The following is a 23,254-nucleotide window of genomic DNA, read 5'->3' as shown; positions in this document are numbered from 1 at the left end:
ATTACGCCGCTCCCATCAAGGTTCCCGCCATTTTTACTGCAAAGGCTGCGATCCAGGCAATCCCGCACTGCCAGAACACCACCAGAATCGCCCACTTTCCTCCCAGTTCGCGCTTTACGGAGGCAATCGCCGCCACACAGGGGGTATAGAGCAGGCAGAATACCAGAAGGGATGCTGCCGCCAGGGTAGTAAGAGTGTTCTCTACGCCGCCGGCAAAAAGCACCTCCAGTGTGGAAACTACGCTTTCCTTTGCCATAAAACCGCTGATCAAAGAGGTGATGATTCTCCAGTCTCCCAGGCCCAGCGGGGCGAACACAGGAGCCATCCAGCCGGCGGCTGCCGCCAGGATACTATGAGAGGAATCCTCTACCATGTTAAAATGAGTATCAAAACTCTGAAGGAACCACACCGCCACCGTTGCCACCAGGATAACTGTAAACGCCCGCTGCAAAAAGTCCTTTGCTTTTTCCCATAAAAGCTGGCTTACATTTTTAAAGCCGGGCAGGCGGTAGTTGGGCAGCTCCATTACAAAAGGAACCGCCTCTCCCTTAAATAAGGTACCCTTAAACACAAGCGCCACCAGAATTCCAACCAGGATTCCCATAATATAAAGGCCTGCCATAATAAGACCGCCTCTCTTTGGGAAAAAAGCGCTTACAAAGAAGGCGTAGATGGGAAGCTTGGCGGTACAGCTCATAAAGGGCGTTAAAAGGATGGTCATTTTCCGGTCCCGTTCACTTGGAAGGGTACGGGTGGCCATTACCGCGGGAACCGTACAGCCAAAGCCGATCAGCATAGGCACGATGCTCCGGCCGGAGAGACCGATTTTTCTTAAAAGTTTATCCATAAAGAAGGCCACTCGGGCAATATAACCGCTGTCCTCCATCATGGAGAGAAAGAAAAACAGGGTCACGATCACCGGAAGGAAGGACAGAACCGAACCCACGCCTGAGAAAATACCGTCGATCACAAGTCCATGAAGCACGGGATTGACATGGGCTGCCGTAAGCCCTGCGTCCGCCCACTGGGTCAGTGCGCCGACCCCAATCTCAAGAAGACCCTGGAACCAGGCTCCGATCACATTAAAGGTCAGATAAAACACTGCGGCCATAATTCCGATAAAGCAGGGAATCGCCGTGTATTTTCCCGTGAGCACCTGATCAATCCTGCGGCTGCGTATATGCTCTCTGCTCTCCTTGGGCTTTACCACTGTCTTTTCACATATTTTTTCAATAAAGGAAAAACGCATATCTGCCATGGCTGCGCTGCGGTCCAGGCCGCGTTCCTTTTCCATCTGGAGAATGATGTGCTCCAGCGTCTCGACCTCATTCTGGTCTAACTTCAGCTGTTTTAAGATCAGGGAGTCGCCTTCAATCAGCTTGGAGGCTGCAAACCGCAGAGGGATACCGGCGCTCCTGGCGTGATCCTCGATGAGGTGGCAGACCGCATGGATGCCCCTGTGAACCGCGCCGCCAAAATCATTTTCATCACAAAAGTCCTGACGGCCCGGCCGCTCCTGATATCTGGCAATGTGGATGGCGTGCTTTACCAGTTCATCCACCCCCTGATTCTTCGCTGCAGAGATGGGGACTACCGGAACGCCCAGCATGGCCTCAATGCCATTTACATCAATCGTTCCGCCGTTTCCTGTGATCTCATCCATCATATTAAGTGCAATGACCATGGGGACATCCATCTCCAGCAGCTGCATGGTCAGGTACAGATTGCGCTGAATGTTGGTGGCATCCACAATGTTGATTATGGCCTTTGGCTTGTCATTCAGCACAAAGTTTCTGGATACGATCTCCTCGCTGGTGTAAGGCGACATGGAATAAATGCCCGGAAGATCCGTAACCAGAGTGTTGGAATATCCCCGGATGGGGCCGTCCTTGCGGTCCACTGTAACACCCGGAAAATTTCCCACGTGCTGATTGGCTCCCGTCAGCTGGTTAAACAGTGTGGTTTTTCCGCAGTTCTGATTTCCCACCAGTGCATATGTAAGTGTTTCCCCCTCAGGAAGAGGATCGGCCTCTCCCTTTACATGGTATTTGCCATCCTCTCCCAGTCCGGGATGAACTGTATTGTTTATATCCCTTGCTCCCTCATGGGGGCGGGTACGGGAATCAATGGGCTCGATCTCGATCTGATCCGCATCTGCCAGACGCAGCGTCAGTTCATAGCCGTGGATCTGAAGTTCCAGAGGATCGCCCATGGGAGCCAGCTTCACCGCCGTCACCTCAGCTCCGGGAATCACTCCCATATCCAAAAAGTGCTGCCGCAGAGCGCCCTCTCCGCCCACCGCTTTTATGACAGCGCTCTTTCCTATTTCCAGGTTTTTCAGTGTCATTTTCAATCTGTCCTTTCTGGTACGTTAGAACATTCTTTCGTAGCTTTCCTGCGAAGTTAGTTTATGATAATTATTCTCATTTGTCAAGGAATAACAGGGATTTTACGAAAAGTATTTTGTCATGACTAACTGAAACTTCTGGATTTACAACATCCCTCTGCGTTCTCTGTTATAGTTGATCAGACAGCCTGCCTTTATGATCTTTCTTTCGTCTGCTGTCATATCTGCCACATACAGCCGGATCCCAGCTGCCTTTTTTGTATTTTTTCCGATTACATAAGCTGTGATATCTCTCATATCCTTGTCCAGAGCCTGGCGTATTCCTGGTATATAGATATAATCACCCACCTCAAATTCCGGCTCTGCCTCCATCTGGAAGGGGATCATACCCCAGTTTATCACATTAGAACGATATCTCTTGGTGGCGTACTCCTTTGCGATATTGGCCAGTCCTCCAATAACCCTCTGGCAGCTGGCTGCCTGCTCTCTGGCCGAGCCGTCCCCCGGCTTTACGGCGTAGATCATGCTTCCAATCTCCGTATCCGCAGCTTTTACAGCTGCCTGTCCCGGCAGTTCTCTCACTGCCTCAAATACAGCCGCAAGCTCCGGCTGGAGCTCTGAAGGATCCTCTCCCCTTCTTCTTGCCTTTTCAAATATATCCACTGCTTTGCTGCGTCCTACATACTCAGGATCTCTCCTGGATAAGGTAAACTCCGCCAGTCCCAGAGGATTGGAGCGGTAGGAAGAGGTTTCGCCGGAAGGAATCAGCTCATCGGTAGTGGTAACCTCATCCATGATCTTAGAGCATACCCGTAAAAGGATATTATCTGTAAGAGGACTCATCTCCGGCCAGTCCTTGATATTGGGGCCGTATACGAGTTCCTCTGTCTCATCTGCAGCCTTATACCCCTGATAAACACGGCGCTCATATACCGCAGGGTCAAAATCGTATTCCGGCACCTCTCCCCAGCAGTTCAGGGCAGAAGCCGCCGTCAGGATCCCTCCGTTTGCGGCCGTCGCTGCAATGGAACGGGCATCCATTAAAGCTACCGCCGACATCTGCCCGTTTCCCGGTTTAGAGCCCTCTCTGTTAGGGAAATTCCGGGTAGTATGGCGGATGCTCAGACCATTATGGCAGGGCGTATCCCCTGCGCCAAAACAGGGTCCGCAGAACGCGGTGCGGATAACCGCGCCGGCCTCCATCAGATCCGCAATCATTCCCTTCCTGATCAGATCCATAAATACAGGCTGTGAGGAAGGGTATACAGACAGCGAGAACGCACCGTCTCCGCAGCTTCTCCCCTTTAAAGCACGAGCTGCCTCTGTTGCATTGATATAATTGCCTCCGGCACAGCCTGCAATGATCCCCTGCTGCACTCTCAGACGGCCATTCTCAATCTTGTCCGTCAGTGTAAAGGGAGCGCGGCCGCCGCCAACCCGCTTTGCTTCCTTCTCAACGGAGCGCAGGATATCTCCCAAATCCGCATTCAGCTGGTCGATCTCGAAGGTATTGCTTGGATGGAAAGGAAGAGCGATCATGGACTTGACTGTGCTTAAATCTACATAGACACAGCCATCATAGTAAGCCACATCCTCCGGATTCATTTCTTTATAATCGCCGCCTCTGCCATGTTTGGTTAAAAATTCCTTCGTATCTTTGTCCGTACGCCAGATGGAGGATAAGCAGGTGGTTTCTGTCGTCATTACATCCACGCCATTGCGGTAATCCGTTGTCATGGAAGAAACTCCGGGGCCTACAAACTCCATTACCTTATTCTTTACATACCCATTCTTAAATACAGCTCCAATGATGGCAAGAGCCACATCCTGGGGACCAATGCCCGGCCCCGGCTTTCCAGTCAGGTAGACCGCTACCACGCCCGGATACGCCACATCGTAGGTGTCCTCTAAAAGCTGCTTTACCAGTTCCCCGCCGCCTTCACCGATGGCCATGGTGCCTAACGCGCCATAACGGGTATGGGAATCGGAGCCCAGGATCATCCTGCCGCAGCCTGCATACATTTCACGCATATACTGATGAATGACCGCAATGTGAGGCGGAACATAGATTCCCCCGTACTTTTTTGCCGCAGACAGGCCAAACATATGGTCATCCTCGTTGATGGTGCCGCCTACGGCGCAGAGGGAATTGTGGCAGTTGGTCAGCACATATGGAATGGGAAACTTTTCCATGCCGGAGGCCTTTGCCGTCTGGATAATGCCTGCAAATGTAATATCGTGAGATGCCATGGCGTCAAATTTCAGCTTTAAGCGATCCATGTCCTCTGATGTATTATGCGCTTTCAGAACGGAATATGCGATCGTACCCTTTCTGGCCTCTTCCTTACAGACCTTCGTTCCTGCCAGCATCCCGGCACACGTTTCATCCTGTGCAAGCTCTGTTTTGTGTATCAGGTATACGCCCCCGTCATATAATTTCACCATCTTAAAATTCCTCCTGTTTCAATGTGTGATAAGATCTGGCTTTTCCTGATTCCACTATATAACCTGCCTCTGTCAAAAACAAATAGCAAAAATCATGGACTGCTATCGGAAAATCCGATAGCAGGGCGGCCCCGTCAGTGCAGTCTGTATATTTCCCGTACAACCTGTTCCAATGCTTTTGCGCCGTTGGAATGGTATTCGCCGGAAGGGTACGCAATCCCCAGATCCAGAAACACACCGTTCCTTCCGATCCGCAGATACCTCACATTTTCATTCGCTTCCGCACAGGACCGGTAGGTGAAGGCTAATCCCAGGCCTTCTCGTGCCATGGCTACCGCCATTGGGGCTGTAATATTATTATTCAACGAATTCCACTTCAGCCTTTTCTTTCGGAACATTTCTCTGCCAAAGCTCCCAAGGATGGTATCGTGTCCGCTCATGATGTACTCATACTGCACCGTATCTTCCAGATCGACCCAATACTGTCCCTCTGCCTTCATAGGACGTACATATTCCATCACCGGATGATCCTTATTTGCAATCAGAAGAATCTCATCCCGTTTTAAGATGGATACCTCATTTTTAAGCCGTACCGCAGGCATGGCGATTACCGCCAGATCCAGCTTTCCTTCTAAAAGCAGCTCCTCCAGACGCATACTGTTCTCTTCTACAACCTCTACTTTTACATTTGGATATCTTTCATAGAAGTTTTTTAAAATCTTAGGGAGCACACCAAGCCCCCTGAAGGAACTGATTCCGAAAATAATCTTACCGGCTGCCAGATTTTCGTTATCCCACAGCTCATTTTTAGCCCGTTCATATTCTAAAAGCATGGCCCTGGCGTGCTCGATAAAACATTCTCCGTTGTTTGTGGGGCGTATTCCCTTGGACGTCCTTACAAACAGCCGAACCCCCAGTTCTGTCTCAAATTGCTGTAAAAACTGACTCAGAGACGACTGAGCCATGTACAGCCGTTCTGCGGCTTTTGAAATGTTTCCCTCCTCCGCAAGGGTAATCAGATATACAAACTCCTTCATTTCCATCCTGTATTCCACCACCTATCGTTTTTTTCGATACGTGCTATCGTTTTTTACACGTTGCGCCGATATCAGCTTGTATTATAAAATCCAGGTAAAGATTTGGCAATCCTGAACAATCATTTTTTTATCCACTGATCAAAGCAGAAGGAGGATCGCAAAAAATGCACAGAAATCTTTTAAACGGCGTAATCGATATGCACGTTCATTCCAATCCAGACATACGTATCCGAGCTTATGATGATTTTGAACTGACAAACGCCGCAGTCCGCGCAGGGGCCAGGGCAATCGTAATCAAAACACATCAGGGGTCTACCGTAGACCGCGCATACCTCTGCAACCAATATAACCGGCTGACCAGCAGAAACGACAATCATTTCACAATGTTTGGGGGCATCACACTGAACCGGCAGGTTGGCGGCATCAATCCATACGCGGTAGAAAGCGCTTTAAAACTAGGGGGTAAGGTGGTCTGGCTTCCCACCCAGTCTGCAAGAAATACGTTTGAAAAAATGAACCAGCCCGCCGACGCCTGCGTTGACGTGATTCGTGACGGAAAATTGGTTCCCGAAATGTATGATGTATTTCAGCTGATCAAAGATTTTGATGTTGTTTTAGGCACAGCCCATATTTCCCCGCAGGAATGCTTTCGTGTTGTGGAGGCTGCAAAGAACGCCGGTATCCATAAGATCGTTGTAACACATCCTGAATGGTGGCTTGTGGGAATGAGCCTGGAGGACCAGATTCGTATTGTGAACGATTACGGCGTCATTTTAGAACATTGCTATGCACAGCCCATGGGCGGTGGAAAGTATAAAAGCAATCTCCCAATGAATCTGGAAGCAATCAAAGCCTGCGGATATAAAAATGTCATGGTATGTACCGATGGGGGACAGGTGGAAAATCCCCACTGGGAGGACGCCCTTTCCCAGTATATCCAGTATCTGTCTGACCACGGTATCCCGGAACATGAGATCTTTCATATGACGCACACGATCCAGGCCGGACTGCTTGGCCTTGACTCTTAATCATTCAAAAGACGGGAGGGTATCATGCTTAGTTTCTGTATTGTGGCAGCAATCGCTGTTTCTGTTATCATCGGATATAAAACTGGATTTAACACCGGATTTTTCGCTATTATCTTTGCCTATCTTATTGGCAGTTTTGCAATGGCTATGTCCCCGAAGGAAATAATAAACGGCTGGCCTGTCAGCACAATGTTTGTTATTTTCTCGGTGTCATTATTTTACAATTTTGCGCTTGTAAACGGAACACTGGAAAAAACCGCCCGCTATCTCCTTTATATGTTCCGCAGATTTCCAGGCCTGCTTCCGTTTGCGCTTTATCTTGCAAGCGCAGGCATTGCTGCTCTGGGGGCCGGTTTCTTCACCGTTATGGCCTTTATGGCTCCCATTGCTCTGCTGATCTGTGAAGAATCAAACATGGACAAGCTGACCGGCGCCGTTTCCATAAACTGCGGCGCGCTCTCGGGCGCTAATTTTATGACCAGCGGCAGCGGCATTATCTTCCGCGGACTTATGGAGGAGAGCGGCTATGCAGACGTTTCCTTCCGATATTCTGCAGCCATATTCACTGCCAGCGTGATTTTTTCACTGCTTTTTATCGTTCTCTTTCGTTTTGGAACCAAAAATGGCCGATGTATCCCTCAGAATGCCTCGTTTGAAAAGCCGGAACCATTTACCCCGCTGCAAATAAAAAATGTATATCTTATGATCCTGATGATCGGAACCGTGCTTATTTTTCCGATTCTTCACATTCTGTTTCCGACCGCAGACTGGATTACCTTTATAAACAGCAAGATGGATGTTGGTCTGGCTGCCATTCTGTTTTCCGCAGCCGCTCTTTTTATGAAACTGGCTCCTCAGAAGGAGGTGCTTGCCAGGGTTCCCTGGAACACCATTATCATGATCTGCGGCGTTGGTATGCTGATCCAGGTCGCTGTTTCAGCCGGAACCATAGACCTTCTTGCAGCCTGGGCCGGGAGCAGCCTTCCTGTGTGGCTGATTCCCATTGCATTCAGTATCGTCAGCGCCGTTATGAGCTTTTTCTCCAGTACGCTGGGAGTAGTCTGTCCGGCTCTCTTTCCATTAGTGCCTGCATTGTCCGGCGCAGTGGGAATCCCACCGCTGATTCTCTTTTCCTGCATCGTGATCGGGGCTCAGAGTTCTGCCATCTCGCCCTTTTCTTCCGGCGGAAGCCTGATCATGGGAGCCTGTACGACCGACGAGGAGCGCAGTCATATGTTTCCGCGGCTTTTATTTCAGGCCGTTCCAATGAGTGTAATCTTTGCCACATTATTTAATCTTGTTCTGTCTGTAATCCTGTAAAAACAGAGAGCCTGCGCAGCATCCCTACTGCGCAGGCTTACCGAAGAGCCCGAACCAGATCGTAGCTCTCCGCGATCATCCGCCGGATATCCTGATCTGGAACTGTACCGTCCAGAATAATGGAGTTCCAGTGTTCCTTGTTCTGATGGTATCCGGGCAGCACGGATGAATAGGCATTTCTCCAGAAATCCCGCCACTGGGGATCTGCCTTTACATTGACCCAGATATGACCTTCCCTCTCATAGGTCCAGGCAAAGGCCCGTCTGCTGCCCTTGCAGCGCAGCAGCACCCAGTTGGTATCGCGAAAGGGGGTGTCTATGTATACGTCCGGAAATGTCATTCCATAATCCAGAACTTCTTTGCGTTCTTTCATGGCAGCGTACTCCTTTTTTGTGCTTTTTTCCTTCATTATATTCTTCATTTTTCCCGCTTTCAACCAATATTTTTCTTTATCCTTATTGGAAATTATTCTGCTTCTGCCATGAGTTTCAGTTTACAAGCGCCCTTTTCCTGTGGTAAAATAAAATCCATACGCCGGCCGGTTTTCTTTATGCAACCTGCCGGCCATCTTTACGCTGTTATAAAGGGGGAGTAAACATTATGCCAAAAAAATGGAAGCATGACAGGAAAAGCTTTCATTTATCCATTGTTTCCATGATCCTGTGGATCAATCTATGCGGAATCATCATTCTTACAGCCTTTAACTACTATGTGTTCCAGCACAAGAACGGGAAGGCCTACCAGGAAAGCTTTATTTCCTATAACCAGCAGGTCACAAATCTGGCCTTTAAAAATATTGATCAGCAGATCATGCAGGCAGTACTGGAACTGCCGCAGCTGTACTTTTCACCCATTGACCAAAACAGATCGCTTCTTCTGCCCCAGACGGAATCCATCGCAGATTCCTCGGAGCATATTATGGCGCTTTCGATGGAAATGCAGAAACTGCAGAAAAGTTATCCCTATCTGTCCGGAATCGACATTTATTATGAGGCTACCGATACAATTATCACTCAATTTAACCATGTCCATTTTCCGACAGATGAAGATGAAAGAGACCGGTATCTGCCCTGGTATGCCGATTACCGGAGACTGGATGCACAAACAGACAAGGACCGGATCTGGACCAGCGGAACTCTGTATCCCACCAATGAGTCTGCCATCCTCTACATCAGCCGGATTTCCCGCCCCGGCTGGGGCTCTGACAGCATCATCCTGTGCACGGCGATCAGTCCTGCTGTATTCAGCAACTACATTGACCAGAGCGCCGGCTCCCTCCTGATCACAGCGGGAGACGGGCAGATTCTCTATGGCGGAAATGAGTGGGGGGATCTAAGCATCCCCTCTCCGGAAGACAGCCCCAGGGTTCATGAAACCGGCGACTTTATTATCTTCCAGAGTACCTCGCCTTCCAGCGGCTTAAACTATTACTACGCCGTAGACAGCACGCTCTTTTACCGGGATTACACGGCGATCAGCCATACGTTCCTGGTGAATTTCCTGCTGTCTCTTATATTCAATGTGATCCTGCTCCTTGTGATCTCCTACTATAACCATTCCGCCTACCGCAGCCGTGTCCGCGTGTTATCGGAAAAAACCGGTATCTCCATGGATGATTCGGAACGCAGCTTTGATGGTTCCTTAAACCTTCTGGAAAAGGAAATTCTGAATCTCCATGAAGCGGTGGACTCATCCAGAGGTCTGGTGCTCCAGAGCGGTATCCGATCCGCCCTGCTGAGTGAGACTTCTCTTCCTACGGAGGATGCCTTACTGCCCTATCTTACCCGTCCTCTGTGTCAGGTTATCCTGATTGACTTTCCCCAGGCAGATGCGGAGACGCTGCCCGTGGAGGAGCTTCAGGAGGATTATCCGGCCGGCAGAGAGGGCTATGATGTGCTTTTTGCTGCGGTAGACAAGCAGAAGCTGGCCGCTGTGCTGATCTTTGAGAATGGTCTCTGGGAAAATGTTATCGCTGACTTTATCCAGGATATGAACGGACGATGGAAGGATTACCGTATGGTTTCCGGCGCCATCTCTCCCACCGGCCAGGAAGGTATGAGAAGCAGCTATCAATGTGCGGCAGAGGCAGCCCGCTACCAGTATATTTTTACGGATCAGCCCTTTTTATCCTATGATGAGCTTCATATCCCCCAGCGAAAAAATGAGGGCAGCCATCTTAAGATCTTTGAGGCAGTCCGAAAGGATATCAACAGTTCCAATCTTCTGGAACTGAAGGCTCACATTGAAATGCTGGTGACCTCCTTTAAGACAGGGCATTATACCATTGATTACTGCCGTTCCACACTCCGCGACCTGGTAACTCTGCTGTATCAGGTCATGCAGCAGAATCAGCTGGATACATGGATGATATTTGGCTATGGCATCCGCACCTACTATCAGAAGATTGAAAATATCGATTCCTTCCAGACCTGGTGCAATATGGCCTGTGAAATGATCCTGAAAAACATCTGCCAGAAACGCCAGTCCGTAGACGAGGATATGCGCCTTAAGATCCTTCATTTTGTGGACGAGCATCTGGAAAATGATATCTCCCTGGATCTGCTGGCCGACAGGCTTCAGATCCGTCCTGACAATGCCAGCCGGCTGTTCCGCCAGGTCATGGGAACCGGCTACACAGAATACATCAAGACCAGAAAATTAAAACGGGCCGAAGAACTGATGGCCCAGGGCTGCAGTGTCAAGGATACCGCTGAAAAGCTGGGATACAGTTCCGCCCAGTATTTTATCAAGGTATTTAAGGAAAATTACGGTATGACGCCTCACCAGTATAAAAAATCCCGTGAAAATGAGGCCTCCGTCAAGACCAGACAATAACGCGCCGGATATATAAAACGGACGGATGAAGCATACCTTTAAAGCAGCTTCATCCGTCCTTCTTTGCTATTCCTTAGGAATCAGGGTCTGGTCACTGACGTTTTTTTCCTTCTTCCCAGACGCCATCTTTATTTACATAATACTCACCAATCCATGTATCGGTCATTTTGGCCCCCCTTGTGCCGTCAGACGTCTCGTTAAGATAATACCATTTTCCGTCAATGAGCTGCCAGCCGGTAAGCATCCTGCCCTGGGTGCCGTCGGATGCCGGGTTGAGGTAATACCATTTTCCATTGTTTAATACCCATCCGGTAGACATATAGCCGTCTTTATCAAAATAGTACCACTCGTTCTTTCCTGCGTATCCTAACTGGAACCAGCCGTCCTTTGGATAGGTCTGATCCTGTTTCTTAAACCACCAGCCCTTATTATCCTTGATCCAGGTTCCGCCGGACACTGCTGAGGCATTCATGCCCGGACCGCCTGCCGCACTGCCGCCGCCTTTGCCGCCTCCAAAGCTGCCTGCGCCGCCGCCATGGCTGCTGCCTCCTCCGCCGCTGGGCGGCTTAACCCCTTCGCCTTTTTGTACCAGGCTGAAGGCAGAGAGGCTGTCTGTACGGAAAACTGCCGTGTTATCGGCTCCGTTGTAGGTGAAATCCAGCCATCTGTCCACACCCTTTCCCGTCTGACGAATCTGATCCTGGCTGAATGGGAAATATTCTGGCGGAAGTTCAACGATAAGAGTTACCGGAAGCTTCAGATCGGCACTCCGTCCGTCCACAGAAAGATCGCATACAAAGGCTGCATATGCGCCGTCTGTTGTCTCAGTCTGCGCTACCTTAAGATCCACATCTGCATTTATATCATTCGTATCCAGTCCTGCCGCAACGAGACCGCCGATGATTTTCACATCCTGGATCTGCTCATTTTCAGCCAGACCGGAAGGCACGCTCAGATCAAGCTCCGGCTCTGCGCCGATTGCTGTCTGAAGAAGCTGATCCGCTTTCTCAATGGTTTCCTCTGGGAGATTTGCCTTTTCTTCTGCATCCAGCTTGTGGATCTGTCCCAGAAGATCATCAATGGCATCATAGTCATCCGGCTGGATGTTTTCAACCAGATTATCAATGTCCCCTACGGTTGGGTTCTCACTCAGTTCTATCTTCTGACGGATTTTCAGATATTTGTAGGTCTGAATATCCTCTGCCTTATACTCTGCTCCCGGACGTCCGCCTGGAGAGGTGCTGGCGCTGATTCTCACTTCACCGCTGTATTCCTCCGTGTTTGGCGCCTGACCCATAGCGGATCCGTCTCCATGATTGACTGCGGTAACAGAGGCGGTTCCTCCAATGCCAATGATCCCGCCAGTCTGAATGGCTGCTTCCTGGTCTGCGCTGACCGCATCAACCGCGGCAGTATCCTTGATTGTAATATTTCCGCCTGCCTGAACAGCCGGGCCATCACTGGTATTGTTCACAGCTATGACAGGATTTCCTTTCACAGTAAGAGTGCCTTCTGCGCTGAGAGATGCCCCGTCCCCCTGGATCGTAAGAAAGGTCTCATTAAATATCTCTACATTCCCCTTACTTTCAACAGAACCATTTACAATCAGCTTCGGAACGCTTGTATTTTCATCCTTTGGCTTGTCGATACGGATCATCAGCTTTCCGGCTGCAAATACTGCGGGCTTACCAGCATCCGGCATAAGCTCTACGTCGCTGTTGACCTTAAGAAGTACAGGCTTACTGTTTGCAAATATGATCTGCTTATTTCCAGAGAAACGATAGTTGATGTTCAGTGTATCGTAGCTTTCTCCCAGAGACCAGTCCCAGCCTTCATCCCTATTTCCGCCTTTCTGCTCAGAAAGGGTGAGAACACCGTCCTTAAAGGAGGTTTCGGGAAGAGGCTCAGGAGCTGCCTTTTCAAATACAGTTCCATTCCAGAGGTATGTGCCTGCCGTCAGCTGGTTGTCGGCCGCAGAAACGTTTGCATCACCTACAGTTACTGTCTCATTGGTGGTAAATGTTTTTCCCTGGTCGCTGAATATACCAGTGGTATCCGTAACCTTAAAGCCCGCGGCCATTTCAATTCCTGCACCGTCCGAGCCGATCAGCTTGCCGCCTTCGTTGATGTTAAGGATTTTTTCGCTTTTTCCAGAAAGACCTGCTGCTGAATTTACCTTCAGCGCTGCACCCTTGCGAATTGTCAGTTCATTTTCAATACCAATACTGGTTCCTTCATTCAGGAAAACCGTAATGTCTTTCTCTGCACCACCTGTTCCCAGATAGATCCTCCCTGACAGACAATCCTCTCCTCCCTGAAGGATCACAGTTCCTTCTCCAGAAAATGTGAGTTTGTTACTATTTTGTAAAATTTTTCCACTGATTGTCAGTGTCTTTCCTTCGGGAACAATCAGCTCCTGTCCCCTTGCCATTGACACATCGCCTGTAAGTTCGATATCGCCTGTTATCTGAATTCCAAACTTCGCATCTTTATTGGATAATATCTCTTTCAGTTCCTCTTCCGTATTGATACCATCATCCTGCTCCTGAACAGGCTTGGAAAATTTCTCCCCATCCCATAAATAAGCACCAGCAGTCAGCTTGTCGTTTTCCGGTGAAGCAGAAGCAGCGTCAACGATTACCTGCTCATTGACAGAGAAGTCCATTCCCTGATCGCTGAATACTCCGCCTGCGTTGGTAACTTTAGCTTTCTCTGAAAGATCAATTTTGGATCCTTCAACAGTGCTGGTCAATGTACCTGCCTGTGTAAAAATGATACCTTTCCCTGACTCAGCTATACTGATTCCCACCGTAGAATTCACTTCTACGTATGCCCCATTGCCTATGTAATTTAATTCAGTAAGTGACAGTCCGCTTCCCTCTTCTGCTATTACGCTGATCTGTGTACCCTTTTCCTTCTTTCCCAGCCAGATTCTGCCTTTAATACACTCCTCATCTCCGGCGGCTACAACCGTACCATCTCCATCAAAGGTTAACGCTTTTCCATCTGTATCTATCCTGCCTGTAATCGTCAGTGTTACATCTTCTGGAACGATTACTGCATGATTCGCACCAAGCAAAGCCTCCAAATTAAATTCCATGTCGTGTTCTATACTGATATCCGTATATTCTTTTACCGCTAATTCTTCTTTTAACTCCTGCGCTGAATTAACTTTAATTACAGCCCTTGCCGCCGGCGCCTCTTCCTCCACAATCACCTTAATCTGCGGCAGCGGCACATCCATATCCATCTCATACTCATCGGGAATGACCGGCTCATAAACATAGGTTCCGGGAACTGAAGGATCAAATTCGCTCTCTGTGCTCTCCGTCCAGTTCAACTCCCACTCAATGTCCTTGATGGTTCTTCTGACTGTTTCCTCAACGCTTTCCTCTTCTTTCCCGGCATCGGAAGCAGTGGCGGCCGGTTTCAGTTCAATCATTTCCAGAGTTTCTGCGGTTTCCTTTTGAGCCTCTGTCTCTGTCTGATCTCCCTCCGTTTCCTCCTGTGCATCCTGACTTTCGGCTTCATCCGTTTCCTCCGGAAACTCTGCTGCGGAATCGTCACTCTCAGACTTTGTTTCCTCTGCTTCTGTCTCCTCAGACTCCACTTCTGTTTCCTCGATCTCTGCCTCGGTTTCCTCTGCTTCGACTTCCGTTTCCTCGGTTTCCGCTTCGGTTTCTTCTGCTTCGACTTCCGTTTCCTCGGTTTCCGCTTCGGTTTCTTCTGCTTCGGCTTCTATCTCCTCGGTTTCCGCTTCGGTTTCTTCTGCTTCGACTTCCGTTTCCTCGGTTTCCGCTTCGGTTTCTTCTGCTTCGACTTCCGTTTCCTCGGTCTCTGCCTCTGTTTCCTCCGCCTCTGTCTCGGATTCTTTGGCCCCATCCTCTGTTTCTAAGGTTTCGTTCTGTTTTTCGCCGGAGGCGGCTGTGGTTTCAGCCGTCTCCTCTTTATTTTCCTCTTCTGCTTTTTCTACCACCATATCCGCCCAGATCTTTTTGGGGAATTTGATATCATTTTCATCATCTTCTCCCGCAGTCAGGGTCTGAACCGCAACCTTTTCGTCCAGCTCGTCAAAGCCGACTATGGTCTTTACTGTATCATCATTTTCAGCTGCATATAAATTTCCCGCATTCACGCCGGACAGCACCATGGCAGCTGATAAAAGCACTGATACTCCCTGTTTTACTTGCCGTTTCATACTCCGATTTCCTTTCTCCTCAATTTGCCTGACATCAGTCCTCTACCGTGACTGTTAGAATATCTTCTTTTTTCACCTGGAAGGAATACCCGTCTACATCTACTGCATTTTTCTTATTCTTAACGATATCCCCGTTTGCACCTACCAGATAATACGTCACACCCTCAGGACGATAGCGTACCGTCCAAACAGTTTCTTCTTTCTTTTCATCATAAATACCGGAGTTGCAGACCTCTGCGATAAATTCCTCCGGTGTGATCTTCTCAATCACGCCTTCTAATTTGCCGTCTCCGTCTACGTCCTTCTTATCAAATGCCTTACGCTCTTCCTCGGTCGCACCCTCTGGAAGGGTCTCATAGGACTCCTTAAAGATAACGTATTTCTCGCCTTCCTCCGGCTTAAGCAGCATTCCTGCCTTGTAGAGACGTCCGTCCTTTTCTCCATGAACGCCGCTTCCCTTTAACGGGCCGCTGGTTTCAAACATAAATTCAATGGGATCTCCGAATTTTCCCAGACGGATCTGCTGTTTTCCGGTAGACATTGCCCCATAGAGGCCGCCAAAGTAGTACATACGCATTTTACCGCTGGCAAAATCCTCTGCGTACGTTTCAACCAGCTCGTGAAAGCTATTCTCATCCTCATATGGCCCCCGGCCTTCTTTTACTGTGGCATCAGAACTAAAGCTGTATTCAATATCGCAGGTCGAATCCTCATCATCCATTTTCACACAGGTCATTCCGCTTATAACTCTTCCCGCATTGTCAAAGCCATACCGCTCTCCGTCAATATTTCGGATCTCATTGGCATACAGATTTCCGTCTCCATCGGCGTAATAGGTATACATTTCTCCATCCTCATACTTGGACTTCATCAGGTATTCACTTGGCCTGGCCTTAAACCATCCTTTGGTGTATCTGGCGCCGGACTCCGGCGTGCCAAAGTACATAAACTGTCTTGTGTAGTCCTCCTGTCCCTGATAGAGTTTTCCTTCCCCAGCCTCCGTTTTGGAAGTAGCCAGGGTGACCACTTCAGGATCTGCGTACCAGGTAGAGATCATGCGGCCATACTCATCAAAGCCGTATTTATTTCCATTGATATTTTTAAACCGTGCTTCTCCCGGCTTGCCTTTCAGCTTCTTTCCGCTTTCCGTAAAGTAAAACCACCGGTTCTGATCCTCTTCCCAATAGTCGCTTCCTGGCTGCTCCGTCTCCGGGTCATCCACATGGATGCTTACCTTAGCCCAGCCCTGATGTAAAGAACCGTCATCGGGAGCGCCAAAATAATAATCAGCCTCTTCCCAGGCATCGTCTCCCGTCTGGCGCTCTCCGTCTGATACCCAGCCGTAAAGCATACGGCCTTCTGTATCAAACGCATATTTCTTTCCATCAATGGTCTTAGCACTGATAGAATCGGAAGAAACACTGTCTGAGCGTTTATATGCCCGGCCGTTTTCCTGGAAATAGTACCAGTAACGCACCGGTTCCTGATCCACTTCTCCTGTTTCTTCAGCATATTCATCTACATATGCTGCCACTGCTTCATTGGGAATACTGACCCACTGACTGCTGACCATAGATCCGTCTTCTCTGAAATAGTAATAGTTATCTTTGATCTGCCGCAGTCCGTCGTTCGCCATAACGCCGTTTTCATCCAGCCAATACCAGTGGTTCCCCTCTTTGACCCAGTCCTCTGTTACACGCTCACCGTTTGCATTGTAATAAGCCCAGCCGCCGTTTTCCTGTGTCCACCCCTGAGACGCAAAGGAAATGAGGGGCGCACACATGGACAGGAATGCCGCCGTGGACAGCACTGCCGCAACTTTGATCTTCTTTTTCATAAACCCGTTCTCCATTCTCAACTTATTTTACTTCTTCATCTGGATATGATAGGTTCCAGCCTGACCTGTGAAGTAAATGATTCCGCCTTCTTCTTTTGCAGTCTTTGTCTGAACATTTCCATTATCATCGGTAATAGTCCACTCTCCTGCTGTGATGCCTGCAAGAGTCGCGGCGATCTGTCCTTCTCCCGGAATCGTAACGGTCATTTCACCGGAATAGCGCTCCTTATCCTTTACAAAGAGCGTTGCCTTGTCAAGGATTCTTGCGCCTAAAAGCACATCTGTCTCAATCAGCTCTGCCTCGTCTACAGGCTCTAAATTATCCGCGTCCGTAGCGTACATTACATTCAGGAAATAATCGGTCTTGGCAGGTGTGGACGGGCTGATCTCCACACGGCCCCAGCCATGCTCAGAGCTTTTAGCAGGATCATAGCCTGTGTAATATTTTCCGCCCTGGGGTGCATAGTTTCTGTCAACGACCCAGTTCTGACGCTCAGGACCGCCGATGGTGGTAATCTCCGGGTTCTTTGGATACAGCGTCTGGTTGATAAGCTTTCCGTTATAGCCAATCTGGTCTCTCTTGATAACTGTCACGTTGTCCTTCACCTCAGGAGCCTGAAGGGAGTGAAGAAGGAAACTCTTCTTAAAAGCAGGATCCTTTGCAGTTACCTTATCCATTACCACAAAGATGCCAGGCTTGTTCTCAATGCCTGTAGGCATAAAGAGCATGGAACGTCTTACCTCAGATACCTTGTCGGAGTATCCGGGAGCCAGATCGCCGCTGATGTAGGAATATTCCGGCTTCATGGGATCCTCTCCGTACTCCATGGCAAGAAGGTCAGCCTTATGGTTGTCCTCACCAGAAAGATCCTCTAAAGAAAGAGCCGCTTTTCCAGGCCTTCTCTGGCCGCCGGAGTTCTTAGGTTCAGGAATAGTAGTTTCACTGATCATCTCCTCGTTGGGGTCGTAGATCAGCAGAGAATTGTGGGCAATGGTTTCCTTTGCATAATTGGCGTCATGCTGACTTCCAAATGCATCATAACGGCCATTATCCCAGGCCAGCTGCCCCTTATAATAGATCTGAAAGCTTCCCGAATCCAGATGGGCATGGTTTCCAGCGTAGGTTTCGCCGATCTTGGCCCATACCAGCATATCCGGCTGCTCCACACCCTCGTTAAAGCCCGTTCTTGCCAGCATCATTCCCACGGGAGAACCGTATAAGCGGGTCAACGGCAGCTCTGTCCTGGACTTCGGCTCCACATAAGGGTCATTTACGATCAGGAAATGCACTGGTGTGATCAGAGGATGGAAACTCTTATAGGATAACCATTTGAAGTTCTTGCTGCAGCGCTGGAACTCACCCTTCAGATAGCCGTCATCCCAAAGCGAGGAGACATACAGCAGATGCGGCATATCACCTCTGGTCCAGGTAGGGATCTTATCAACCAGCGAATCGCCGTTTGTATCGCCCTCAGGAAAAGAACGGCCGTCCGGTCTCTGGTTATAGACCTCCATATATGGCACCTTTGCCATATCGTCGCTGAAAATCTTGGTTCCATTCATCCGGTAGAACAGGAAATAGCTGCTGAGGTCGCAGTCAAAACGAAGAGGATTGTAGCCCAGACCCTGATGATAAGTGCCTGAACGGTACCACCAGTTCTTTGTGGGCGCCAGACCATTCATCACATATCCGCCTACATGGTTATAGATATCAGGATATTCGTCATAGCAGGCGATGGACAGGGCTAACAGATCCCTCTTGATGTGGGTCTCTTCATTATGGCCGTTTACAGAGTATACCTCTGTAATGGGCCAGCCTCCCATGCCTGTGATGGTCGCCGCCAGCTCCTCCGCTTTTGCCACAAAAAGGCTCTTATCCTCCTGGCTCATGAGAGGATAGCACCAGTCGTAAACCATGGCTGACAGGTAGATGGTCGCGCCCTTCTCACGCACGATATCGCTTGCCTTTGGCTTATATTTAAACCGGGTTACAACATTTCTGGTGGCCTCAATGGCTCTTTTTCCGTTTTCCACATTTCCATTGATCACATAATCAAATGCGTAGGCCTGAATAACTGCAAAGGTATTGTAATCAAAGTTGGATTTTCCGCTGTAAACGTAGTCGTCGGGAAGCATACCGTCTACATCCTGGGCAAGGAGCTTTTTAAGCTCCTCCATGGCGTAGGCCCCTTCCTCATTTGCCATATTGGCCCGGATCGCCGGTATATCCTTTTCCGTAAACATTACTCTTGGGTGCTGTCCCTTTGTAGGAAAACTGTAAGGCATCCCAAAACTGGCAGGTAGCGTCTTTCTCTCCGTCACTGCCTGCGCCCCTGCTTCTTCCTGACCGGCTGCCTGGGTTTCTGCCGCAGGTGCAGTGTCCGCAAAGCAGGTTCCTGCAAAGGAAAGCATCAGGGCTGCTGTAAGAAAACCCGTAGTCATCATTTTCTGCTTTTTCATAGTAACCGCTCCATTTCATTTACTTATATATTGTGTTATAGCCTGCTCGTAAGAGGCAGGCTATAAGCTTTATCTTTTCGTCATTCCCACAAGAGACAGGCCGGGCCGGTATGCCTGCATATTCGGCGGCTGCCGTGAGATTGTTGCTTATCCCTTCACAGAACCTACAATCATACCCTTTACAAAGTATTTTTGTAAGAACGGATATGTACATACAATGGGGATCAGCGACAGGACAAGAGCCGCCATTTTCATGGTTTCCGTATGGATCACAATATCGGTCATAGCTTCCATGTCCGCCGTCTGTCCGTTTGTTAAGATAGTCTGCAGCACATACTGCAGCACATATTTGCTCTTTTCTGTCACATAGAGCATATTGTCCATCCAGGAGTTCCAGTGCTGTACGCAGTACCACAGAGAAATGGTGGCTACTACGGGAGTGGATAATGGAAGATATACCTTAAACAGCACATCCAGGTTGGTAGCTCCGTCAATCTTGGCCGACTCCTCCAGAGCCGGAGGGATGCTCATAAAGAAATTTCTCGTGATGATCAGGGCAAAGCCGGTGATCAGACAGGGCAGAATATATACCAGGAAGTTATTTGTCAGCCCCAGGCTCTTTACCAGCAGGTACTTGGGGATCATGCCGCCGGAAAAATACATGGTGAATACCACAAACATCATCAGCCCTCTTCTGTATGGCAGGTTGGTCTTTGCCAGGGGATATGCCGTCAGCATCGTAACCAGCACGCCGGAAGCGGTGCCCAGTACGGTACGGATAATGGTATTTAAATAGCTGTGCCAGAAGTTGGGATCCGTAGCAATCTGCTCATAGCCGGAAAAATCAAACTTGGTAGGAATCATATGAAAGCCGGTCTGGTTTACCACGGAAGCCGGACTCATGGAAATGGTAACTACCTGCATGAAGGGAAGGAGGATGGACAGGGACAAAAGACCTGCAAATCCATAGGCCACGATATCAACGAACCAGTCCTCACCGCTTCTTTTTCTTTTTCTTCTAACTGTTTCCATGTTTTCACCTCTTACCATAACGCATAGTCATTTGTCTTGCGGGCCACATAATTGGTCAGCATAACCAGACCGAATGAAATAATATTTTTAAACAGATCCACTGCCGTTGTAAAGCTGTACTGCATCTTCTGGATACCCATCCGGTATACGAAAGTGGAAATAACATCTCCTACCTCGTAGGTGGTCGGAGTCAGGAAGTTGTACACCTGTTCAAAGCTGTCATTTAAGATCTTGCCTGACTGCATGATCAGCATAACGGTCACGATAGGCGCCAGCGCCGGAAGGGTAATGTGGATGATCCTTTTGATCCTTCCTGCGCCGTCCATCTCCGCCGCCTCATAAAGAGACGGGTCGATTCCGGTGACAGCCGCCAGGTATACGATGGAGCCCCATCCGATGGATTTCCACAAGTCGGAGGCTACCAGCACCCCTCTGAAGTATTTTGGCTCTGCCACAAAGAAAACGGGATCAAAGCCGAGATTCTGTAAAATGATGTTTACAGGACCTCTGGATGGAGATAAAAACTCAATGATGATACCGGATACTACAACCCATGAAATAAAGTGAGGCAGATAGGATACGGACTGAGCAAACTTTTTAAACTTGGCGTTCTTGATCTCATTTAAAGCAATACATAAGAAGATAGGTGCCGGAAAGCACACGATCAGCTTATATATGCTGATGATCAGCGTATTTTTCAATACGGATAAGAAGAACGGGTTGCTGAAAAGCGCTTTGAAATGCTTCAAACCTACAAATCCGCTTCCTGAGATTCCCTTTAATGGGTAGTAATCCTGAAATGCAATCACCAGGCCATACATGGGTCCATAGCAGAATACCAGGAAAAACAGGATGCCAGGGATCAGCATGATATAGTATTCTCTGTATCTGTACAGGTTGGTGAAGAGTCCCTGCTTCTTTTTAACTGTGTTTACCTTCTTGGCTGATGCCATTTGTGTTCCCCCTTACTGCTGAACTGCTGCCAGCTTTTCTGCATATGCCTCCTGAACAGCCTTCTCAGCCGCCTCACCGCCTGCCTTCTTAAACTCTTCTACATATGTATCAAAGTAGTCTAATGGTTTCTCGCCGGTGATCATTGCAAAGTATGCCTGCTCGGTAAGAGAATCCAGGGTAGAGATTACGTTGGAGAATTCCTCTACCGGCGGAGCGTTAAAGCGATAGTAGCCGTTTCCGGTAATGCTCTCTGCGTACTCTGTTTTCTCAGGTGTCAGGTTCTTTGCATACAGAACCGTTGCGCCGAAATCTGCCTGCAGAACGCCCTGCTTTCTTAACTCAATGCCGTCCATGATGCGGATGGGGCCATGCTCAGTCTGCTTAAAGTGAACGCCCTCCAGACCAAAGTTGCTTAACTTGGCGTATTCCATATCAGAATAGTAAGCGTCTAACATTGCAAGGAATGCGTCAACCTTTCTTGGATCCTGGGTTGCCTTGGTGGTCAGACAGGTAAAGCGTCCGATCTTTCCCCAGGCCTCTGTGCCGGATTTTCCTTCAGGACCTACAGGAGCAGGACCAGGAACAACGACTGCGTCAGGATTAACTGCTACCATCTCTTTCATGCAGATACCCAGGTTATCCTCTGCGTTCATGTCAGAGCTGTATACGAAGTATGTATATGGCTGGCCGGAGGTCAGGCCGATCTGTCCGTTCATAAAGGAATGGGAAAGACCTGCGTAGCCGCCGTGGTTCTCACCGGTGATGAATTCCTTATCAATGATTCCCTTCTCATACCAGTTATGAAGTACGGTAAGGGCTTCCTTTGCCTCAGGACGGATATATGGGAAGAAGGGAACATTGTCCTCGCCTAACTGCATCTCTTCTACGGTAAAGCCGGAGCCTGCACCTACGCCGGTTACACAGCGCAGACCGAAAGCACCGAATACGGCTCCGAAGATACGCTCTGCAGCACCTGCTGTATCCGCCTTGCCGTTTCCGTCGGGATCCTGCTCCACAAAGGCGGTAAGCACTTTTTCATACTCCTCAAGGGTCTCAGGAACCTCCAGCCCCAGCTTGTCTAACCAGTCTTTTCTCCAGAACATAGCCATAGGCGCCTGATTCATAGGCTGTGCAATACCGTAGTTCTTTCCTTTATAGATCATGGTGCTCCATAAGGAACCGTCATCGTACTCATCCGCTACCTTAGCGAAGTTAGGAGCCTTTTCACGGATGGTTTCAATCGGGATCTCACCGATGATACCTCCCTCTATATAGGTAGCAAGTTCTGCCGGGCTTCCTACTACCATCACGTCAGGCATCTCGCCGCCCGCAAATTTTACGTTTAAGTTTTCCTGGAAGTTGTTTGGATCTACATAGAAGCCCTTCAGGTCAATATTGAAACGCTCCTCGATCATTTTTACTACCTCTGCGTTGTCATCTACCTCTGCTGTTGTCTGGCTGGTCAGAAACTCCATCTGCACCGGGCCGTCGTCCGCCGCTGCGGAAGTGTCCGCTGCCTTATCAGATGAGCCGCAGCCTGCCAGCATGGTGCCCGCCATAGCGGCGCTCAGAAGGCAGCAGGTAAAACGCTTGGTCTGTTTCATGTTCAGATTTCTTTTTTTCACTGTTTTTCTCCTCTTTTTCTATTCACTTTCTTTTCTGTCCGAATCCTGCATTTTAGTATGAAGAGGATCCGCCAGCTGCCGGATTTGCACTGCCTGTCACTTGTTATGACCAGGGCTTTCATGGCCGGCTTGCTGT

Annotated in this window: 13 protein-coding genes; 3 read left to right on the top strand and 10 right to left on the bottom strand. The window is 49.0% G+C overall.

Going from position 1 to position 23,254, the window contains the following annotated elements:
• Window position 1: 1 nt before the first annotated feature.
• From feoB to HW447_RS06215, 3 genes are all read right to left on the bottom strand, one after another.
• Window positions 2-2,347 carry a ferrous iron transport protein B gene (gene feoB / locus HW447_RS06225; protein ID WP_176254451.1) on the bottom strand — a complete coding sequence of 782 codons (2,346 nt, stop codon included), beginning with the start codon at window positions 2,345-2,347 and terminating at the stop codon, window positions 2-4.
• A 144-nt stretch (window positions 2,348-2,491) separates the two neighbouring features.
• Window positions 2,492-4,792 (bottom strand): hydratase, encoded by a 2,301-nt coding sequence (locus HW447_RS06220; RefSeq protein ID WP_176254450.1) that lies wholly within the window; start codon window positions 4,790-4,792, stop codon window positions 2,492-2,494.
• 134 nt (window positions 4,793-4,926) lie between these two features.
• On the bottom strand, window positions 4,927-5,835 hold the full coding sequence (locus HW447_RS06215) for a LysR family transcriptional regulator (protein WP_176254449.1): 909 nt from the start codon (window positions 5,833-5,835) through the stop codon (window positions 4,927-4,929).
• Window positions 5,836-5,993: 158 nt separating this feature from the next.
• On the opposite strand from HW447_RS06215, the gene HW447_RS06210 reads away from it, so the two are divergent.
• Both HW447_RS06210 and HW447_RS06205 read left to right on the top strand, forming a co-directional pair.
• Window positions 5,994-6,857 (top strand): DUF6282 family protein, encoded by an 864-nt coding sequence (locus HW447_RS06210; protein ID WP_176254448.1) that lies wholly within the window; start codon window positions 5,994-5,996, stop codon window positions 6,855-6,857.
• 24 nt (window positions 6,858-6,881) lie between these two features.
• On the top strand, window positions 6,882-8,177 hold the full coding sequence (locus HW447_RS06205) for an SLC13 family permease (protein ID WP_176254447.1): 1,296 nt from the start codon (window positions 6,882-6,884) through the stop codon (window positions 8,175-8,177).
• 37 nt (window positions 8,178-8,214) lie between these two features.
• Here the strand turns inward: HW447_RS06205 and HW447_RS06200 are convergent, their stop codons facing one another.
• Window positions 8,215-8,550, bottom strand: coding sequence for an MmcQ/YjbR family DNA-binding protein (locus HW447_RS06200; protein ID WP_176254446.1), 336 nt, complete (start codon window positions 8,548-8,550; stop codon window positions 8,215-8,217).
• 227 nt (window positions 8,551-8,777) lie between these two features.
• Between HW447_RS06200 and HW447_RS06195 the strand changes: the two genes are divergently transcribed.
• Window positions 8,778-11,012 (top strand): helix-turn-helix transcriptional regulator, encoded by a 2,235-nt coding sequence (locus tag HW447_RS06195; protein WP_176254445.1) that lies wholly within the window; start codon window positions 8,778-8,780, stop codon window positions 11,010-11,012.
• Between the two features lie 91 nt (window positions 11,013-11,103).
• Here the strand turns inward: HW447_RS06195 and HW447_RS18110 are convergent, their stop codons facing one another.
• The 6 genes from HW447_RS18110 to HW447_RS06165 form a co-directional block, all read right to left on the bottom strand.
• Window positions 11,104-15,210 (bottom strand): N-acetylmuramoyl-L-alanine amidase family protein, encoded by a 4,107-nt coding sequence (locus HW447_RS18110; protein ID WP_279285665.1) that lies wholly within the window; start codon window positions 15,208-15,210, stop codon window positions 11,104-11,106.
• Between the two features lie 34 nt (window positions 15,211-15,244).
• Window positions 15,245-17,047 (bottom strand): N-acetylmuramoyl-L-alanine amidase family protein, encoded by a 1,803-nt coding sequence (locus HW447_RS06185; RefSeq protein WP_176254444.1) that lies wholly within the window; start codon window positions 17,045-17,047, stop codon window positions 15,245-15,247.
• A 27-nt stretch (window positions 17,048-17,074) separates the two neighbouring features.
• On the bottom strand, window positions 17,075-19,507 hold the full coding sequence (locus tag HW447_RS06180) for a heparinase II/III domain-containing protein (RefSeq protein ID WP_176254443.1): 2,433 nt from the start codon (window positions 19,505-19,507) through the stop codon (window positions 17,075-17,077).
• Window positions 19,508-19,654: 147 nt separating this feature from the next.
• Entirely contained in the window at window positions 19,655-20,539 is an 885-nt protein-coding gene (locus HW447_RS06175) for a carbohydrate ABC transporter permease (RefSeq protein WP_176254442.1), read from the bottom strand.
• Window positions 20,540-20,550: 11 nt separating this feature from the next.
• On the bottom strand, window positions 20,551-21,492 hold the full coding sequence (locus tag HW447_RS06170; protein WP_176254441.1) for an ABC transporter permease: 942 nt from the start codon (window positions 21,490-21,492) through the stop codon (window positions 20,551-20,553).
• A 12-nt stretch (window positions 21,493-21,504) separates the two neighbouring features.
• On the bottom strand, window positions 21,505-23,118 hold the full coding sequence (locus HW447_RS06165; RefSeq protein WP_176254440.1) for an extracellular solute-binding protein: 1,614 nt from the start codon (window positions 23,116-23,118) through the stop codon (window positions 21,505-21,507).
• Window positions 23,119-23,254: the final 136 nt, after the last annotated feature.

It is taken from the genome of Enterocloster alcoholdehydrogenati (assembly GCF_013282095.1).
Taxonomy (GTDB): Bacteria; Bacillota; Clostridia; order Lachnospirales; family Lachnospiraceae; genus Enterocloster; species Enterocloster alcoholdehydrogenati.
Note: the sequence above shows the minus strand (reverse complement) of the source record. Positions and strands in the feature narration are given on the sequence as shown.

Coding starts and splice junctions, on each gene's coding strand:
- HW447_RS06185 (WP_176254444.1), bottom strand. CDS start 17,047: ATGAAAAAGAAGATCAAAGTTGCGGCAGTGCTGTCCACGGCGGCATTC.
- HW447_RS06205 (WP_176254447.1), top strand. CDS start 6,882: ATGCTTAGTTTCTGTATTGTGGCAGCAATCGCTGTTTCTGTTATCATC.
- HW447_RS06175 (WP_176254442.1), bottom strand. CDS start 20,539: ATGGAAACAGTTAGAAGAAAAAGAAAAAGAAGCGGTGAGGACTGGTTC.
- feoB (WP_176254451.1), bottom strand. CDS start 2,347: ATGACACTGAAAAACCTGGAAATAGGAAAGAGCGCTGTCATAAAAGCG.
- HW447_RS18110 (WP_279285665.1), bottom strand. CDS start 15,210: ATGAAACGGCAAGTAAAACAGGGAGTATCAGTGCTTTTATCAGCTGCC.
- HW447_RS06170 (WP_176254441.1), bottom strand. CDS start 21,492: ATGGCATCAGCCAAGAAGGTAAACACAGTTAAAAAGAAGCAGGGACTC.
- HW447_RS06180 (WP_176254443.1), bottom strand. CDS start 19,507: ATGAAAAAGCAGAAAATGATGACTACGGGTTTTCTTACAGCAGCCCTG.
- HW447_RS06200 (WP_176254446.1), bottom strand. CDS start 8,550: ATGAAAGAACGCAAAGAAGTTCTGGATTATGGAATGACATTTCCGGAC.
- HW447_RS06220 (WP_176254450.1), bottom strand. CDS start 4,792: ATGGTGAAATTATATGACGGGGGCGTATACCTGATACACAAAACAGAG.
- HW447_RS06195 (WP_176254445.1), top strand. CDS start 8,778: ATGCCAAAAAAATGGAAGCATGACAGGAAAAGCTTTCATTTATCCATT.
- HW447_RS06215 (WP_176254449.1), bottom strand. CDS start 5,835: ATGGAAATGAAGGAGTTTGTATATCTGATTACCCTTGCGGAGGAGGGA.
- HW447_RS06210 (WP_176254448.1), top strand. CDS start 5,994: ATGCACAGAAATCTTTTAAACGGCGTAATCGATATGCACGTTCATTCC.